Below are 16,795 nucleotides of genomic sequence, written 5' to 3'. Positions count from 1 at the left end.
CTGTCGTACGCCGCGAACACTCCTGACAGTGGCAGGGCTGCCGCACGACTGCGAATTCCTGCCACCTTCCGGGCGGGATGTGCGGCACACTGACGGCATGCTGAAGAACGTGGTGACCGTTCTGCTCGACGGCGCACACCCCTTCGAACTCGGCGTGGTCTGCGAGGTGTTCGGCATCGACCGCAGCGACGAGGGGCTGCCGGGGTACGACTACGCCGTCGCCTCGGCCGAGGGGCCGACCCTCAGCACCCATGTCGCCGGGTTCACGGTGTCGACCGAGCACGGCCTTGAGCGGCTGGAGGAGGCCGACCTGATCGCGGTTCCCGCCTCCGACGCCAACATCCTGCGCGAGTACCCGCCCGAGCTGCTGGCGGCGCTGCGCCGGGCCGTCGACCGGGGCGCCCGGGTGCTCAGCGTGTGCTCCGGGGTCTTCGTGCTCGGGGCCGCCGGGCTGCTGGACGGGCGCCGCTGCGCCGCGCACTGGCGGCACACGGCCGAGCTCTCCCGGCGCTACCCGCGGGCGATCGTCGAGCCGGACGTGCTCTACGTCGACGAGGACCCGGTGATCACCTCGGCGGGCACCGCCGCCGGGATCGACGCCTGTCTGCACATCGTGCGCAAGGAGCAGGGGCCCGAGGTCGCCAACAGGATCGCCCGGCGGATGGTGGTGCCGCCGCACCGGGACGGCGGCCAGGCCCAGTACATCGAGCGGCCGCTGCCGCGCAGCGCCTGCGACACCGTCGGCGAGACGCTGACCTGGATGGAGCAGCACCTCGACGAGGAGGTCACCGTCGACCAGCTCGCCGCCCGCGCCCACATGTCGCCGCGCACCTTCGCCCGCCGTTTCCAGCAGGAGACCGGGACCACTCCGTACCGCTGGATCCTGCGTCAGCGCGTGCTGCTGGCCCAGGGGATGCTGGAGGCGACGGACGAGACGATGGACGCGATCGCCTGGCGCACCGGGTTCGGCACCGCGGCGGCGCTGCGCCACCAGTTCGTCCGGGCGCTGGGCACCACGCCCCAGGCCTACCGGCGCACGTTCCGGGGCCCGGCGGCCGCCTGACCAGGGCCGGCCGCCGTCACCCCGCCACCGTCACCTCACCACCGTCATCTCACTGCCGTCATCTCACTGCCGTCACCTCACTGCCGTCACCTCGCCACCGGCCGCAGCAGCAGCCGGTGCGGACGCAGTGTGATGCCCACCCGGGTGGTGTCGTCGGAACCGGCCACCTGCTCCAGGCGGTACTTCGTCGCCACCGCCGCCGTGATCAGGGTCAGTTGCGCCATCGAGAAATGATCGCTCGGGCATTTGCGGTTGCCCACGCTGAACGGGCTCATGGCGTGCTTGGGCACGTCCTTGACCCGCTCGGGCAGCCAGCGGTCGGGGTCGAACTCCAGGTTGTCCCGGTAGGAACGGCCGTCGCGCTGGATCGCGTAGGGGCTGTAGACGATGTCCGCACCGGCCGGAATGCGATAGCCACCGAGTTCGGTGTCGGTCACCGCGCGCCGGGTCAGAATCCAAACGGCGGGACGCAGCCGCATGGCCTCGACGACGACATTGTTGGTGTGCGTGAGTTTGCGGACGTCATCGAATCCGACGGGTCGACCGCCGGTCAGGGATTCGACCTCCGCCCGTACCTTGTCGGCGTGTTCGGGGTGTTCGGCGAGCACCTGGAGCAACCACATGATCGTGGAGGCGACGGTTTCGCTGCCCGGGGTGAGGATCGCGACGACCTGATCGTGGATCTCCTGTTCCCCGATGGGCTCGCCATTCTCGTCCTTCGCCTCCAGCAATGCCGTCAGCAAATCGTCCGGCTTTTGACCGGATGCCCGGCGCTCGGCCACGATCTCGTCGACGAGGAGATGCAGATCGGCCAGCGCTCGGTTGAAATCGCGGTTGGCCGGAATCGGCAGCCGGTAGAGCGGTCCGAGCGGGACCACCATCCGGCGGTACATCCCACGGAAGACGGTCGCGAGCGCGACGCACAGCCGCTCGGCGCGCTCGTCCATGAAGTCGCCGCGCAGCAGGCACCGGGCGGCGATCCGCACGGCGATCCGGAAGGACTCGGAGGTGCCGTCGACGGTGTCACCGGGCCCCCAGCGCACGGTCAGCGCGTGCGCCTCCTCCTCCATGATCGGCCCGTAGGCGGGGATCGCGTCGAGCCGGAAGGCCGGCTGGATGGTGCGCCGCTGGCGCCGGTGCCGGGGGCCGTTGGCGGTGGCCACGCCCTCCTTGCCGAGCAGGCCCTCCAGCGACTCCCACAGCGGTCCGTCGATCTTGTAGTCGGGGCTGAGCGCCAGCGCGCCGGTGAGATCGGGGGTGGTGACGGCGTACACCGTCTTCGGTCCGAGTTTCAGGCGTACGACGTCGCCGTGGTCGCGCAGCCGCGCCATGAACGCCAGTGGATCGCGCACCAGTCGCCAGCCGTGGCCGAGGAGCGGAACGCCGCCCCCCGCCAGGGGCGGCTCACGTAGCCCGGGCGTCTGGATCCCCTCGGGTTTCACGGACTCGACGGTCATTTCTCACCTGCCGCTTCGTTGTTGACGTACGGGGGCGTGGACCGGTCGTCCCAGCTGTCGACCATGTAACGGCCGGACTCGTGGTGGAACCAGTAGACGGAACTGAACCAGTTCCGCATGTTCGCGAGGCAGGCCCGCACGGCGATGCTCAGTTCTTTTCCCCGCACCGTGCCGTCGGCGAGTCCGTCGGCGAACCGTAAGGCGTCCTGTTCGACCGCAAGGAATTCGGATACGCATTCCCCGACGCGTCGCCTGATATCCTCGACCGCCTCTTCGAGAGTCAGCTCCTCATGGGTGATGAGACTGATCCCGAGATTGTGCAGCTCTTCTCCCGCGATTTCCTTCGGGAGGGAACAGAGATCGTTGTACCAGGCGGCGAATTCCTGGCTCAGCAGCGCCGCCCGCCGGTACGCCGAATTCCTTCGCACAAAGTCCGGGAGTTCGCACCCCGCACTCGCCTCCAGCAGATCCGTCCATATCCGGTGTGCGAAGGTGAGGCGGCGCAGTGCGAGATAGTCGTCGACCGTGGGGACGATCCCGCGGGCGCGGTTGCGGAATTCACGGTCGTACGCCTCGATCACCTCGTGGAAATGCCGGGCGAACCGGGTGTTCCAGGTGGTGGACAGGAACGCGTACAGCCGGGCCACACTGTCCGCGAACCCCGCGACCAGGGGATCCTCGTGGTCCAGATGGGCCCTGGGGGAGTCCACGGCCGCGTGTAACCGGAACCTCAGCCGCCGCCAGGCGGCCGGCCGGTCGTGCACGATGTCGCGATCATGGCGGTCGTCCCAGACGAAGAACCACGCGCTGTAGTCGGCGATGGCCTGGAGGACGTCGTCGGGAGCCCCCAGGTAGTACCCCGCCATGAGATCGGTATAGCAAAGACCGTCGGCATATTCCGAGACCTTGTCGGCCGACATGAGCCGCTTTTCCAGCAGCCAGACGCGCGTCCGCTCCTGAAGCTTTGGCCAATACTCATGAAGTCGCCGGGGAAACTCGTCCTCGACCATCGGAAGACAGAGCGCGGGCGGGACGACGGTCACATTCGGCGTGGATGCCTGTTTGGTGCCTTGGGTTGTGCTGTATGGGAAAGCAGGCACGAACTACCCCTCTCAGCCGCCGGTGGGCGCAACACCCCTCCCGTCGTGCCGGGCGTGCGCCGTTGCGTATCCCCGCACTTACCATTCAGCACTACGACTGACCGTCTGGGAATGGATTTGCTCCAATCCATTACCTAACCTGCCGAGAATCCTCTCCCGCGTGACCAGTTCTGGATCACTCCATAGGTGTACGGCGTCAGGGGTACGGAGTCAGGGGGTGCATGGCGTCAGGCATACGGCGTCAGGCGTACGGCGTACGGCGTCAGGTGCATGACGTCAGGTGCGTCGCGTCGCCGGGCGGAGGGCAGACGCACGACGCCTGGCCGGGAAGAACCCGACCAGGCGTCCGGAAGCCGTCGACCGGCTCAGTCGTTGGCCACCACCGGGTAGCGGGGCTCGCTCTCGGCCATCTGCCGCAGCGCGTCCTTGCGGTCGCGCTTGGAGAGACGGTCGATGTACAGGTAGCCGTACAGGTGGTCGGTCTCGTGCTGGAGACACCGGGCGAAGTAGCCGGTGCCCCGCACCCTGACCGGGTTGCCCAGCTCGTCCTGTCCGGTCACCTCGGCGTAGTCGGGGCGCGCGAGCGGCATGTACGCCGTCGGCACCGACAGGCAGCCCTCGTTGCTGTCGTCCAGACGGCGCCGGTCGGCGGGCAGCTCGACGAGCACGGGGTTGCAGATCACGCCGACGTGCCGGACGCCCTCGTCGTCGGGGCAGTCGTAGACGAAGACCTTCTGGTCGACGCCGATCTGGTTCGCCGCCAGGCCCACGCCCTCGGCGGTGCGCTGACTGGCGAACATGTCCGCGACCAGCTGCTGGAGTTCGGCACCGAAGTCGGTGACGTCCCTGCACTCCTTGTGCAGCACCGGGTTGCCGACCACGGTGATCGGCCGTGAGGTGCCGCGCTCGCGCCAGGCGCTCTCGCGCTCCTCCGCCTCCTCGGTGTCGATGACGAAGCCCTCGTCGTCCACGGGGAGCACGCCCGCGTGCTGCTGATCGGTGTCCTGCTGCGCCATGACCGACGTACGCCTTCCTGCAAGCCTGAAAATTCTGCGGGTACAGCCTAAGGGGGCGTCCGTCCCGGGCGGGTTCAGCAGACCTCTTCCAGGTCGCGCCAGTCCCGCGAGTCGGGGCTGTCCGCGACCCAGCCGTCCAGCAGACCGCGCACCAGGGCGGCCGGCGCGGCCACCCCGCACTCCCGCTCGGGCGCCCAGAGCTGTCCGTCGGTGCGGTGGCCGAGCGGGCCGGGATGACCGGGTTCGCTGTGGTCGTGCGGGTCGAGGTGCACCCCGTCGCCCTCGTCGGACGGCATCCGCGACTCCGAGCACATCCGGCACAGCAGCCGGACCGACGACGACCAGTCCTCCGCGGCGAAGCCGGCGTCGGCCGCCAGCCGCTCCAGCGCGTCCCGGTCCGCCTCGGTCGCCGCCTCCAGCAGGACCACCCAGGTCGGCACCGGCGACGGCGCCCACAACTCGATCTCGTCGAAGACCGGATAGGAGTGCCCGGCCGACGTGGTCCGCTCCCCGTGCGGCACCCCGTCGTGCAGTACGACCTCGCCCCAGCGCCGCCCGGAGGACGGCAGCGGGATGGACAGCACCTCGATCCGGGCGGGGTCCAGCCTGCGCCCCCACACCACCTCGGCCTCGCCCTCGGGCGACAGCCGTACGGCCGCGCTCCCCAGCTCCATGCCGACGGGCTCCCCGGCCGCGGTGGCGCCCCCGGGCACCTGCAAGCCGTAGGCCTGCCAGGCCCGGCGGGCCAGCGGCCAGTCCTGGAGGGCGGTGGCGGCGATGCCGACGTTCCACCAGTCCGGAGCGCCCGTCTCCCGCTCCAGCAGGGCGACGGCCCTGAGGCCGGCGGTGCGGGCCTGTTCCCAGTCGTGCCGGAACTTGTGCAGCAGGGCGAGGTTGAACCAGGACTCGGACAGCCACGGCTCCAGATCGGCGGCCCGCGTCAGCAGGGCGCCCGCGTCCTCGTACCGGCCGTCGCCGATCAGCGTGAACGCGCGATCGGTGGCCTGCCGCCAGGAGGCGGAGGGCCGGTGCCGTCCCTTTCCGAAGATCCTCACGATTCCCGCCTGCCGGTCCAGTTCCGTGGGGTGGGCTGGCTAGTGCCCCCGGACACCCTCTCCCTCGCATCCAACCACGTAGGGCTGGAGAGGCGCTCATTACCCATGGGTTACCCCATGGAGGGCAAGGTCAGACAGCCCCGTGACAGGACTCGCGCCAGTGCCTCGACGACCTCGGGCGCGTACTCCCCGGCCGTGCCGAGCCGCAGTTCCTCCAGCGCCGTGAGCGGACCGCCGGGCCCCGCGTCGCGCGCCTTCTCCTCGTACGCGTTCACGGCCCGCACGATCCGGGCCGCCTGCGGCTGCTCCCGGTAGGGGTCGGCCTGCCGCTCCACCACCACCGCGACGGCTCCGTCGACCCCCGTCTGCCGCACGACGGCCCCGCCGAGCAGCGCGATCCGCCGCTGCTCGGCGGCGGGCAGCACGGCGGTGGCCCCCGCCGGAACCGGGTCCACCAGGCTCAGCTGTCCGATGTCGTGCATGAGGGCCGCGTACTCCAGTACGTCCAGTTCGGCCTCCGACAGTCCCAGGTCCCGCCCGACGGCCCGGCTGAGCGCGGCGACGCGCCGTGCGTGCCCGGCGGGGGTGCAGCCGGCTATCTCGGTGGCGCGGGCGAGGGAGGCGATGGTCTGCCGGTAGGTGGCGCGTACGGCCGCGTACCGGCGCAGGGACACCTGGGCGAGCAGCAGGGGCAGGCAGAACACGGGCAGCGCCCACAGTCCCGCCACGGCGACCGCGAGCGCGATCACCACCCCGGTCGCGCACACCGCCGAGCCGATGCCGAGCAGGGCCCGCAGCTCGTCCCGCAGCAGCGGCCCGAACGGCCAGCCGGTGCGCGAGCGTGCCGCCGCGGCCGCGAGCACCGCGTCGCACAGCGCGGTGAGCGCGAGCAGCGCGACCAGCAGCAGTACGTAGAAGCAGCCGGGCCGGTCCGTGAAGACCCCGCTGCCGTAGAGGGGTTGGAAGCACACGGCGGCGAATCCGACGGTCAGCACCCGGCGCGCCAGCTGGTCGAGTGCCGGACCCGGCCCGCGGGCGAGGTGCGGCACGCTGCCCAGCAGGGACGCGGCGAAGACCACGGCGACGATCCGCGCGACGTCGACGGCGGTGTCCATGGTCGGAGCGGGGCCGAGCGCCGGAGGCAGGGCGAGGTGCCCCGCCTCCGGTCCGAGCAGGGCGTACGACAGTGCTCCGGCGGCGGCCAGCGGTGCGGCCTCTCTGCCCTCCGGCCCGCTCCACCGGGTCAGCTCCCCCACGGCGACGAGGAGCCCGAAGGCGAGGGCGGCCCCGCGGTCGTCGATGCCTCGCCAGAGGGTGACCGCCAGGCAGAGCGCGGCGAGAACGGCGGCACAGGCGTGCATGAGGCCGAGGGCCCGGAGGCGGGGCGCGTGCTGGTGACGGCGCGTGGGGTGGGGGTCGGCGCGGTGCCGGTGCCGGCGGAGGAATCGCGGCCGGCGGCCGGGCCGGGGCCGGTGCCCGCGCGCAGGCCGGTGCCGGGCACCCCCGGACGCGGTCACCGGTGCGCTCCGGGGTGGTGGGGGGCGGGGGGTGCCTGGGCGGGAGCAGCCTTGGGTGCGTGGGAGACCTGGGGCGCGGGAGCAGCCTCGGGCGCGTGGGAGACCTGGGGCGCGGGAGCAGCCTCGGGTGCGTGGGAGACCTGGGGCGCGGGGGAAGCGGGAGGCATGGGGGGCGCGGACGGCATAGGGGGCGCCTGGGACACGGAAGGCTCCTGGGGCGCGGGGGGTGCATGGGGCACGGAGGCTACGTGGGGCGCAGGGACCGCCTGGGGTGCCGAGGACGCTGAGGACACCTGGAGCGCAGGGGCCGCCTGAGGCACTGAGGACGCCTGGAGTGCGGGGAGTGCATGGGGCGCGAGGGGTGCTTGGGACGCGAGGGGTGCTTGGGATGCGAGGGGCACCTGCGCGATGGGGGACGCCGAAGGCACAGAAGGTGCCTGAGACACAGAGGGCGCCTGGGACGCGAGGGGCGCCGGGGCCATAGGGGACGCCGAAGGCGTGGGGGAGGTAGGTGACACGGAGGGTGTCTGGGGCGCTGGGTCGGCGAGCGTCCCGTTCCCGGGGGCGGGTGACCGGGTCCCCGGGCCGGACGGCCGAAGCCCGGAGGCGGGCGTCTCGTCCGCCGTCACCGTCGGATGCCATCCCCGGCGTTCCAGCGCACGCACCAGCGCCCCGACCATCGCCGGGTCGAACTGGGTCCCCGCGCAGCGCCGCAGTTCCTCCAGTGCCGCCGGCACCGGCCGGGCCCGGCGGTAGGACCGGGTGGACGTCATGGCGTCGAACGCGTCGGCGACCGCCACGACCCGGGCGAACTCCGGGATCTGGCCGCCGACCAGCCCGTACGGGTATCCGCTCCCGTCCAGCCGTTCATGGTGGTGCAGGATCGCCGACCGGGCCTCCCCCAGGAAGCCGATGCCGCGCACCATCTCGTGCCCGTACTCGGGATGCAGCTCGATCACCCGCCGCTCCTCGGGCGTGAGCGGCCCGTCCTTGCGCAGCAGCCTGGTGGGCACCCCCAGCTTGCCCACGTCGTGCAGGATCCCGGCGAAGCGCAGCACCTCGGCCCGCTCGTCGTCCATGCCCAGCTCGTGGGCGATCATCATCGACGCCTGCCCGACCCGCTCGCTGTGGCCGCGGGTGTACGCGTCCTTGATGTCGACGGCCTGCACGAGGGCCCGGATGGTCGCCTGATGGGCGGCCCGTTCCCGGTGGTACTGGGCGAACACCCACCCCGACACGCACATCGGCAGCAGCACGAGCAGCGCGGCGACCGGGCCGTACGGGCTGCGCCACAGGACCGCCATCATCAGTCCGGCCAGCCCGTGCACGGCGGCCGGTGCCAGCGAGCGCGGAAACGGTCCGCGCCAGGCCCGGCGGACCGAGACGCGCTCGGCCAGCACCAGGATCCCCCCGTCGAGCGCGCCGAGCACCAGGCAGAAGACCAGGACGGCCGCGCCGGCAGGCAGCAGCACGCGGGGGAAGTCGGCCGCCGCCACCGCCTCGCGCCCGCCGAACGCCCGGTGCACCCGGGCCGCGGCCCACACCCCGAGCGTCAGCTGGGCGGCCCGCCAGACGCGCCGCAGCAGCACGGGCCGGTCGGCCTCGGACAGCAGTGCCCCCGGCAGCGCGACGAGTGCCGCGGCCGACGGGGGCAGCAGGAAGGCCCCGGCGAGCAGCAGGGGGTGGAACGTTCCGGCGAGGCGCCGACGGGCGATCCGCTCACCCACCGCGTACAGCGCGGAGAGCAGGACGACGGCCCAGCGGGCGGAGGGTGCGGGTGGCAGCGGCTGAAGACAGAGCCCGGCGCCGAGAGCGGTACAGACCACGTACGCACGTGCCCGCGCCGGTACCGCCGCCTCCATGACGCCCCCGCCCCTCCCCCGGCCACGACCGTTTTTGGCCATGACCATGCCTGTCCAGGCTCCGGAGCCTAGGGCGGCCGGGGGCGGGTCTGCGGGCGAAAGTGCTCAGGATTAGCACGTTCGAGTGAAAGCGGGCCGGATCACCGGCAGGGCGCGCGGTGGTTCAGGACTCCTGCGGGGTGACCGGAGCGGCGGTCACGTCATGCTCGGGCACGGCCTGCCCGGACCGGATCAGATCCAGTCGCCCCATGACCTTGGCCCGCAGGTCGCTGGGCACGTCGTCATGCCCGCAGCACCGCTTGACCAGCTTCTTCACGGCCTGCTCCAGACCGTACTTCTCCAAGCACGGCGAGCATTCCTCGAAGTGGTGCTGGAACTTGTCACGGTCGAGTTCGGGCATCTCGCTGTCGAGGAACTCGTACAGATGGTCGAGTACCTCACTGCAGTCCGTCTCGTGCGGCTCTCCGCAGCTCATGAGCCCGAACCTTTCGCTTCGTTCGACTCTCCGGCGCCCGCCGGGACCAGTCCGCGTTCACGGGCGTAGTCCTCGAGCATGCCGCGCAGTTGACGGCGGCCCCGGTGCAGCCGGGACATCACCGTACCGATGGGTGTCCCCATGATGTCCGCGATCTCCTTGTACGCAAAGCCCTCTACATCCGCGAGATAGACGGCGATGCGGAACTCCTCGGGGATCGCCTGCAGCGCTTCCTTCACGTCCGAGTCGGGCAGGTGGTCGAGCGCCTGCGACTCGGCGGAGCGCAGACCGGTCGACATGTGCGACTCGGCGCGCGCGAGCTGCCAGTCCTCGATCTCCTCGGCCGCGCTGCGCTGCGGTTCGCGCTGCTTCTTGCGGTACGAGTTGATGAACGTGTTCGTGAGGATGCGGTACAGCCACGCCTTGAGGTTGGTGCCCTCACGGAACTGGTGGAAGGACGCGTACGCCTTGGCGTACGTCTCCTGCACCAGGTCCTCGGCGTCGGCCGGGTTGCGCGTCATGCGCAGGGCGGCCGAATACATCTGGTCGAGGAATTCGAGCGCGTCGCGCTCGAAGCGCGCCGTGCGCTCCGTGGCGGACTCCGTGCTCATGCCCTGGCCCTCGGGCTGCTCCGCCTGGCCGTTGTCGGTCCCTGCGTCGGTCCCAGTGACCGGACCCACCTCCTCAAGTTCCCGGGCGGGATCGAAACCGATCCCACTCGAATCGGAGGATAGACGACGAGACGTGCCCGCCGCCGCTCGAATAGGAGCGATCTTGGCCGCGTGCAGCACCGTCCAGTCGAGGTCGGCGCGGCTGCCGCGGCCCGGATCGGAATCCGCCGGGTGCAGCCCGTCCACGGGGTGGTGGCGCGTGGCGAGCGGGCAGATGGTCGAACCCATGCGGCGGACTTCCTCTCCTTCGACATCGGCGCTGGTGCACCAGCACTTATGTCGGGGTCAACCGTGACGGGCCGCCCAACATTCCCGTCCCTCACCCGAGTGAGCCCACCCACGCCACGACCGCGTCCGTGATCACCTCCAGGGCCTGCTCCTGCGTGATGTCCGCGCGCTTGGGCACGGCGAAGCCGTGATCACCCGACGGAACCTCGACCAGCCCGTACCCCCCTTCGGGGAATTCGCCCGGCTTGCCGAACGGGTCGTTCCCGCCCTGGACGACGAGGGTGGGCACCCCGGCCCCGAGCAGTTCGCCGGCCCGGGACTTCTCCGGCCGGCCCGGCGGGTGCAGCGGGAAGCTGAGCGCCAGGACGGCCGCGGCGCCCAGTTCCAGGGCCGTACGGCAGGCCACCCGGGCACCCGCGCTGCGGCCGCCCGAGATCACCGGCAGCCCCGGCTCCGCCACCGCGGGCCAGATCCCGCGCCAGCCCACGTCCAGCGTCTTCGGGGCGGGCGCGACCTTCTTCCCGGCCACCCGCCAGGGCTGCTCGACCAGCGCCACGCTCACCCCGTGCGCGGGCAGCACCGCGGCGAGCGCCCTCAGATCCCGGGCGTCGACCCCGCCGCCCGCGCCGTGGCTCACGGCGAGGACGAGCCGCGCGTCTGCCGCCCGGTGCCAGGTGACCCGGGCGGTACCGGCATCGGTCTCGACGGTATCGACGGTCTCGCTCACGCTGGTCTCGCTCACGTCGCTGATCTTCGTCACGTCAGAAGAGTGTGCCCTCCTCGGGCCCCTCCAGCTCCTTCAGCAGCTCCGCTCCGTTGTTGCGGACGTTGCTGACCGCGGTGGAGACGGGGTAGGCGCGCATCAGCCCGGTCGGCGGCGGCGCGAGCAGGTCACGCAGTTCGTCGGGGTCCGTGCGGGACGGGTCGAGCCAGGTGTCCCAGCGATCGGGGGTGAGCATCAGGGGCATGCGGGGGTGGATGTCGGCCAGCGTGCGCGGGCCCTCGGCAGGGGCGGCCGCGAGCGGCGCGGTCTCCGCCTCGGTCGTGATGACCGAGCAGGTCACCCACCAGGCCAGCGGGTGATCGTCCGGCAGCGTCCGGTCCCGCCAGAACTCGTACAGTCCCGCCATCGCGAAGACCGATCCGTCCGCCGGCGTCACGAAGTACGGCTGCTTGCGCGGCCGCTTCTTCTTCCCCTCGACCTCCAGGTCCCGCTCCTGGGTGCCGGTGACCCACTCGTAGTAGCCGTCGGCGGGGACGACACAGCGCCGGGCGGCGAAGGCGCGGCGGTAGGAGGGCTTCTCGTGCACGGTCTCGGCGCGGGCGTTGATCATCCGGGCCGCGCCCTCGGGCGTCTTGGCCCAGGACGGGACGAGTCCCCATCTGAGCTTGCGCAGCTGGCGAACCGGCCTCGGGCTGTCCGCGTCCTTCACAGGGCGGTCGAGGACGACGTAGACCTCCTTGGTCGGGGCCACGTTGTAGTCGGGCGCCAGCGTCTCTTCCGGATCCCACTGCTCGACCTCAAAGGTTGCTGCGAGATCCTCGGGCCCACGACTGGCTGCATACCGTCCGCACATACGTGCAACACTGCCAGATTCCGCGCCGCGAAAGGGAGCCACCACTGACAATGGACAGCACCGCATCCACCTCGCTGGCCTCGCTCGGCTCCCTGTGGGACGAGGTCTTCGGCACCCAGCCGGACCCCGATCTGTGGGTGGTGCTCGCCACCCTGGTCGCGGGCCTCGCCATAGTCGTGCCCCACCCGCTGTGGCGCATCTCGCGCAACGCGATCACCATCGCGCACGAGGGCGGCCACGGTCTGGTGGCGCTGGTGAGCGGCCGCACCCTCACCGGCATCCGGCTGCACTCCGACACCAGCGGTCTGACCCTCAGCCGGGGCAAGCCGTACGGCCTGGGCATGATCCTCACCGCCGCCGCCGGGTACACCGCTCCCCCGCTGCTCGGCCTGGGCGGCGCGGCGCTGCTCGGCGCCGGTCACATCACTCTGCTGCTCTGGCTGGCCACCGCGCTGCTGGTCGCCATGCTGGTCATGATCCGCAACGCCTACGGGGTGCTGACCGTGGTGCTCACCGGCGGCACCTTCCTGCTGGTGTCCTGGCTGGCCGGGCCGCAGGTGCAGGCGGCGTTCGCGTACGCGGTGGTGTGGTTCCTGCTGTTCGGCGGGGTGCGTCCGGCCTTCGAACTCCAGGCCAAGCGGTCGCGCGGGGGCGCGGGGGACTCGGACGCGGACCAGTTGTCGCGGCTGACGCACGTACCGGCGTGGCTGTGGCTGTTCCTGTTCCACGCGGTGTCCCTGTGCTCGCTGCTCGGCGGCGGCAGGTGGCTGCTGGGGCTGTGAGCGTCCGGGCCCGGCACGAGCGCGTACCGCGACGGCGGTGACGCACGGCGCGGCGCGAGCACCCGCCACGGCAATGGTGCCGCGCGCGGTCCAGGTCGGGGGCGTGATTCGGTCCCGGGTCGGGGCGCGATTCGGTCCCGGGGCCTGGGCGCGCTCCGGTCACGCCATGACCATGCCCCGCCTGCGCATATATGCGCGGCACTGTCCATGCCACGCTTTCGCTCCGCTTTCGCCTCTTTTGATCAAGATCTCCCGTTACCGACAGCCACTAAAGTGGGCGCATGACCGTGAACCCCGCAGACACCGCCCTCTGGCCCGCCCCGCACGCGACCGGAGCCGTCGACGCGACGGTCCACGTGCCCGGGTCCAAGTCGGTCACCAACCGGGCCCTGGTGCTCGCCGCCCTCGCCTCCGAGCCGGGCTGGCTGCGCCGCCCGCTGCGTTCCCGCGACACCCTGCTGATGGCCGGGGCGCTGCGCGCGATGGGCGTCGGCATCGAGGAGACGGTGTCCTCAAGCTCCACCGTCGCGGGCGGCACGGGCGAGGCGTGGCGGGTGATCCCCGCCGGGCTGCACGGCCCGGCCACGGTCGACGTCGGCAACGCGGGCACGGTCATGCGCTTCCTGCCGCCGGTCGCCGCGCTCGCCGACGGCCCCGTCCGCTTCGACGGCGACCCGCGGTCGTACGAGCGTCCGCTGCACGGCGTGATCGACGCCCTGCGCGTCCTCGGCGCCCGCATCGACGACGACGGCCGGGGCGCGCTGCCGCTGACCGTGCACGGCAGCGGTGCGCTGGACGGCGGCCCGGTCGCCATCGACGCCTCCTCCTCGTCCCAGTTCGTCAGCGCCCTGCTGCTGTCCGGACCGCGCTTCAACCAGGGTGTGGAGGTCCGCCACACCGGCAGCACGCTGCCGTCCATGCCGCACATCCGGATGACCGTGGACATGCTGCGCGCGGTCGGCGCCCAGGTCGACACCCCGGAGTCGGGCGGCGAGCCGAACGTCTGGCGGGTCACCCCCGGCGCGCTGCTCGGCCGCGACCTGACCGTCGAGCCCGACCTGTCCAACGCGCAGCCGTTCCTGGCGGCGGCGCTGGTCACCGGCGGCCGGGTCGTCGTCCCGGACTGGCCGGCCCGCACCACCCAGCCCGGCGACCGGCTGCGCGAGATCTTCACCGAGATGGGCGGCAGCTGCGACCTGACCGAGTACGGGCTGGTGTTCACCGGATCGGGTGCCGTCCACGGCATCGACGTGGACCTGGGCGAGGTCGGCGAGCTGACGCCGGGCATCGCGGCCGTCGCCGCCCTCGCGGACTCCCCGTCGTACCTGCGGGGCGTGGCCCATCTGCGGCTGCACGAGACGGACCGGCTGGCCGCGCTCACCAAGGAGATCAACGAGCTCGGCGGCGACGTCACCGAGACGGCCGACGGACTGCGCATCCGGCCCCGCCCCCTGCACGGCGGGATCTTCCACACGTACGAGGACCATCGGATGGCGACGGCCGGCGCGATCCTCGGGCTGGCGGTGGAGGGCGTGCAGATCGAGAACGTGGCGACGACGGCGAAGACCCTCCCGGACTTCCCGGAGCTGTGGACCGGGATGCTCGGGGCGTAGGGGCGATCAGGTCATGCGTCGCTACGGCAAGCACACCGACGAGGACGACATCCGCTCCCGGCCGAACCGCAAGGGCAACCGGCCCCGTACCCACATCCGCCCCAAGCACGAGGACGCCGCCGAGGGCATGGTCCTCACCGTCGACCGGGGCCGGCTGACCATCCTGGTCGAGGACCGGGTCGTGATCGCCATGAAGGCCCGTGAGCTGGGCCGCAAGGCCGCCGTGGTCGGCGACCGGGTGGCCCTGGTCGGCGATCTCTCCGGCAAGAAGGACACGCTCGCGCGCATCGTGCGCATCGAGGGACGGAGCTCGGTGCTGCGCCGCACCGCGGACGACGACGACCCGTACGAGCGCGTGGTCGTCGCCAACGCCGACCAGTTGGCCATCGTCACGGCCCTGGCCGACCCCGAGCCCCGCCCGCGGCTGATCGACCGCTGCCTGGTGGCGGCCTTCGACGGCGGGCTGACCCCGCTGCTCGTGCTCACCAAGTCCGACCTGGCCCCGCCGGCCAAGCTCCTGGAGCTGTACGGCGACCTCGACATCCCGTACGTCGTCACCAGCCGCGAGGAACTGGAGAACGGCACCGCCGTCGCCCGGGTCCGCGAGCAGCTGGACGGGAAGATCACCGCGTTCGTCGGGCACTCCGGCGTCGGCAAGACGACGCTGGTGAACGCGCTGGTGCCGCTGGAACAGCGGCGGACGACCGGGCATGTGAACGCGGTGACGGGCCGCGGCCGGCACACCACGACCTCGGCGCTGGCGCTGCCGCTGGCGGACAGCGACGACGGCTGGGTGGTCGACACCCCGGGCGTACGGTCGTTCGGCCTGCACCACGTGGATCCGTCCCGCGTGATCCACGCCTTCCCCGACCTGGAGCCGGGCACGGAGGGCTGCCCACGTGCGTGCAGCCACGACGAACCGGACTGCGCCCTGGACGCGTGGGTGGGCGACGGGCACGCGGACCCGGCGCGGCTGTACTCGCTGCGCCGGCTGCTGGCGACACGGGAGCGCACGGAGGGCGACTGATCCACCGCCGCGCGCGGGCGGCCGACGTCCTCCACCGGACGGGCGGCCGACTTCCCTTCAAGGGAGGGCGCCTGATCCCCCGTCATGGGGCACAGTGGCACGGAGAAGCTGATCCACCGTCACGGCAGGGTCTCCGACCTTCGCGTTGTTTGTTTGGGCCCGGGTCCGGTAAGTGCATAATCGCACCGAGTCGGATCCAAGCCCGACGAGCCCGACGAGCCCGACCAAGCGGCCGCGAAGCGCAGGCAGGCGCTGACACCCGGGAGGACAGCACATGGCGTGGCTGCTGGTAGTCGTGGCAGGCCTGCTCGAAACCGGCTTCGCGGTGTGTCTGAAGCTGTCGCACGGCTTCACCAGGCTCTGGCCGACCGTCGCCTTCAGCTGCTTCGCGCTGGGCAGTTTCGGTCTGCTCACCCTGGCGTTGAAGAAGCTCGACGTGGGCCCGGCCTACGCCGTGTGGACGGGCATCGGCGCGGCGGGCACCGCGATCTACGGCATGGTCTTCCTGGGCGACCTGGTCTCCACCCTGAAGATCGTCTCGATCACCCTGGTGATCGCCGGCGTGATCGGCCTCCAGCTGTCCGGCTCGGCCCACTGACACTTCGCCCGGCGGGCGCGTCACACGGCCGACAAGCGCGTCACACGGCCGACGGGCGGGGGAACGCGACGCGCACCAACTCCCCGACCCCGCCCTCCCCCGGCGGCGCGGACACACAGGACAGGCCGACACGGACGGCGAGTTCACAGGAGCGTGCCAGCTCCACGATGTCCTGCCGGTCGGCGCCGGGACCGGACAGCGCGGCCACGGCCCGGTCGCGGACGATCGCCACGAAGTCGCCGGGCGAGGGCAGCGGGCCGTCCGCCCGCCGCTGCGCCGGCACCGGCGAGGAGGACGGCACCGCCCGCAGTGTGGGCGTCGGCAGCCCCGCGCTCCAGCAGCCGGTGAGCATGGCCCGTACGAGCGCGTTCCCGCGAGCGGCCGAGGCGGTCCACTCCGCGGTGGCGGTGAGCCGCTCACGGGCGTCGGCGTACGCGGCGAGCGCCCGCTCGATCCCGGCGAGGTAGCCGTCCGCCTCCCGTCTGACCAGCGCCCGGGCCAAACCGTCCTTGCTGCCGAACTCGTTGTACAGCGTCTGCCGGGACACCCCGGCCGCCTCGGCGACGTCCACCATCCGCACCGCGGACCACGGCAGGCGCGCCAACGCCGTGTAGGCGGCATCCAGCAGGGACTCCCGTGCTGCGGGCATCATCGCCTCCCTGGGCGAGGGGCTCTGCGCCCAGATTTGACGCGCACGGGGGCACTGTCAAGGGTTCGCGAAGGCACCGCGGGGCGCCCGCCGTCCCCGGTACGC

The 16,795-nt window shown here is 71.9% G+C and carries 15 protein-coding genes and 1 pseudogene; 5 read left to right on the top strand and 11 right to left on the bottom strand.

Going from position 1 to position 16,795, the window contains the following annotated elements:
• The first annotated feature begins 97 nt into the window (after window positions 1-97).
• Window positions 98-1,063: a GlxA family transcriptional regulator gene (locus ACZ7OY_RS26485; RefSeq protein ID WP_471913657.1), complete on the top strand. Its 966-nt coding sequence runs from the start codon at window positions 98-100 to the stop codon at window positions 1,061-1,063.
• 86 nt (window positions 1,064-1,149) lie between these two features.
• Here the strand turns inward: ACZ7OY_RS26485 and ACZ7OY_RS26480 are convergent, their stop codons facing one another.
• The 10 genes and pseudogenes from ACZ7OY_RS26480 to ACZ7OY_RS26435 form a co-directional block, all read right to left on the bottom strand.
• Complete coding sequence (locus tag ACZ7OY_RS26480) at window positions 1,150-2,520, bottom strand: bifunctional albaflavenone monooxygenase/terpene synthase (RefSeq protein ID WP_471913656.1); 1,371 nt, start codon at window positions 2,518-2,520, stop codon at window positions 1,150-1,152.
• Entirely contained in the window at window positions 2,517-3,620 is a 1,104-nt protein-coding gene (gene cyc1 / locus ACZ7OY_RS26475; protein ID WP_471913655.1) for an epi-isozizaene synthase, read from the bottom strand. The genes ACZ7OY_RS26480 and cyc1 overlap by 4 nt, the downstream gene beginning before the upstream one ends.
• 365 nt (window positions 3,621-3,985) lie before the next feature.
• Window positions 3,986-4,636 carry a peptide deformylase gene (gene def / locus ACZ7OY_RS26470; protein ID WP_384728901.1) on the bottom strand — a complete coding sequence of 217 codons (651 nt, stop codon included), beginning with the start codon at window positions 4,634-4,636 and terminating at the stop codon, window positions 3,986-3,988.
• 74 nt (window positions 4,637-4,710) lie between these two features.
• Window positions 4,711-5,691 (bottom strand): tetratricopeptide repeat protein, encoded by a 981-nt coding sequence (locus tag ACZ7OY_RS26465; RefSeq protein WP_351609846.1) that lies wholly within the window; start codon window positions 5,689-5,691, stop codon window positions 4,711-4,713.
• Window positions 5,692-5,801: 110 nt separating this feature from the next.
• A complete protein-coding gene (locus tag ACZ7OY_RS26460; RefSeq protein WP_471913654.1) occupies window positions 5,802-7,052 on the bottom strand; it encodes an HD-GYP domain-containing protein in 1,251 nt (416 codons plus the stop codon).
• Between the two features lie 713 nt (window positions 7,053-7,765).
• Window positions 7,766-9,070: pseudogene (locus ACZ7OY_RS26455) on the bottom strand (HD-GYP domain-containing protein); the annotation flags it as partial.
• 163 nt (window positions 9,071-9,233) lie between these two features.
• Window positions 9,234-9,545: a mycothiol system anti-sigma-R factor gene (rsrA, locus tag ACZ7OY_RS26450; RefSeq protein WP_384728906.1), complete on the bottom strand. Its 312-nt coding sequence runs from the start codon at window positions 9,543-9,545 to the stop codon at window positions 9,234-9,236.
• A complete protein-coding gene (gene sigR, locus ACZ7OY_RS26445; protein ID WP_351609883.1) occupies window positions 9,542-10,225 on the bottom strand; it encodes an RNA polymerase sigma factor SigR in 684 nt (227 codons plus the stop codon). The genes rsrA and sigR overlap by 4 nt, the downstream gene beginning before the upstream one ends.
• A 310-nt stretch (window positions 10,226-10,535) precedes the next feature.
• Window positions 10,536-11,204 (bottom strand): alpha/beta hydrolase family protein, encoded by a 669-nt coding sequence (locus tag ACZ7OY_RS26440; RefSeq protein ID WP_471913653.1) that lies wholly within the window; start codon window positions 11,202-11,204, stop codon window positions 10,536-10,538.
• Between the two features lies 1 nt (window position 11,205).
• A complete protein-coding gene (locus ACZ7OY_RS26435) occupies window positions 11,206-12,021 on the bottom strand; it encodes an SOS response-associated peptidase (protein WP_384728910.1) in 816 nt (271 codons plus the stop codon).
• Between the two features lie 50 nt (window positions 12,022-12,071).
• On the opposite strand from ACZ7OY_RS26435, the gene ACZ7OY_RS26430 reads away from it, so the two are divergent.
• The 4 genes from ACZ7OY_RS26430 to ACZ7OY_RS26415 all read left to right on the top strand — a co-directional run bounded on the left by ACZ7OY_RS26430 (window position 12,072) and on the right by ACZ7OY_RS26415 (window position 16,041).
• Complete coding sequence (locus tag ACZ7OY_RS26430; protein WP_351609857.1) at window positions 12,072-12,803, top strand: M50 family metallopeptidase; 732 nt, start codon at window positions 12,072-12,074, stop codon at window positions 12,801-12,803.
• A 281-nt stretch (window positions 12,804-13,084) separates the two neighbouring features.
• Window positions 13,085-14,416, top strand: a complete 1,332-nt coding sequence (gene aroA / locus ACZ7OY_RS26425) for a 3-phosphoshikimate 1-carboxyvinyltransferase (RefSeq protein WP_471913652.1) — start codon at window positions 13,085-13,087, stop codon at window positions 14,414-14,416.
• A gap of 13 nt (window positions 14,417-14,429) precedes the next feature.
• The gene (gene rsgA / locus ACZ7OY_RS26420) at window positions 14,430-15,443 is read left to right on the top strand and encodes a ribosome small subunit-dependent GTPase A (RefSeq protein ID WP_471913651.1); all 1,014 of its coding nucleotides are present in this window, start codon (window positions 14,430-14,432) and stop codon (window positions 15,441-15,443) included.
• 274 nt (window positions 15,444-15,717) lie between these two features.
• Window positions 15,718-16,041 (top strand): DMT family transporter, encoded by a 324-nt coding sequence (locus tag ACZ7OY_RS26415; protein WP_385522293.1) that lies wholly within the window; start codon window positions 15,718-15,720, stop codon window positions 16,039-16,041.
• Between the two features lie 40 nt (window positions 16,042-16,081).
• On the opposite strand, the gene ACZ7OY_RS26410 is transcribed toward ACZ7OY_RS26415, so the two are convergent.
• Window positions 16,082-16,693 carry a TetR/AcrR family transcriptional regulator gene (locus ACZ7OY_RS26410; RefSeq protein ID WP_471913650.1) on the bottom strand — a complete coding sequence of 204 codons (612 nt, stop codon included), beginning with the start codon at window positions 16,691-16,693 and terminating at the stop codon, window positions 16,082-16,084.
• Window positions 16,694-16,795 lie beyond the last annotated feature (102 nt).

This window comes from Streptomyces sp. NPDC107559 (genome assembly GCF_055657365.1).
The sequence above is the reverse complement of the archived record's forward strand: the minus strand, read 5'-3'. Positions and strand labels throughout refer to the sequence as shown.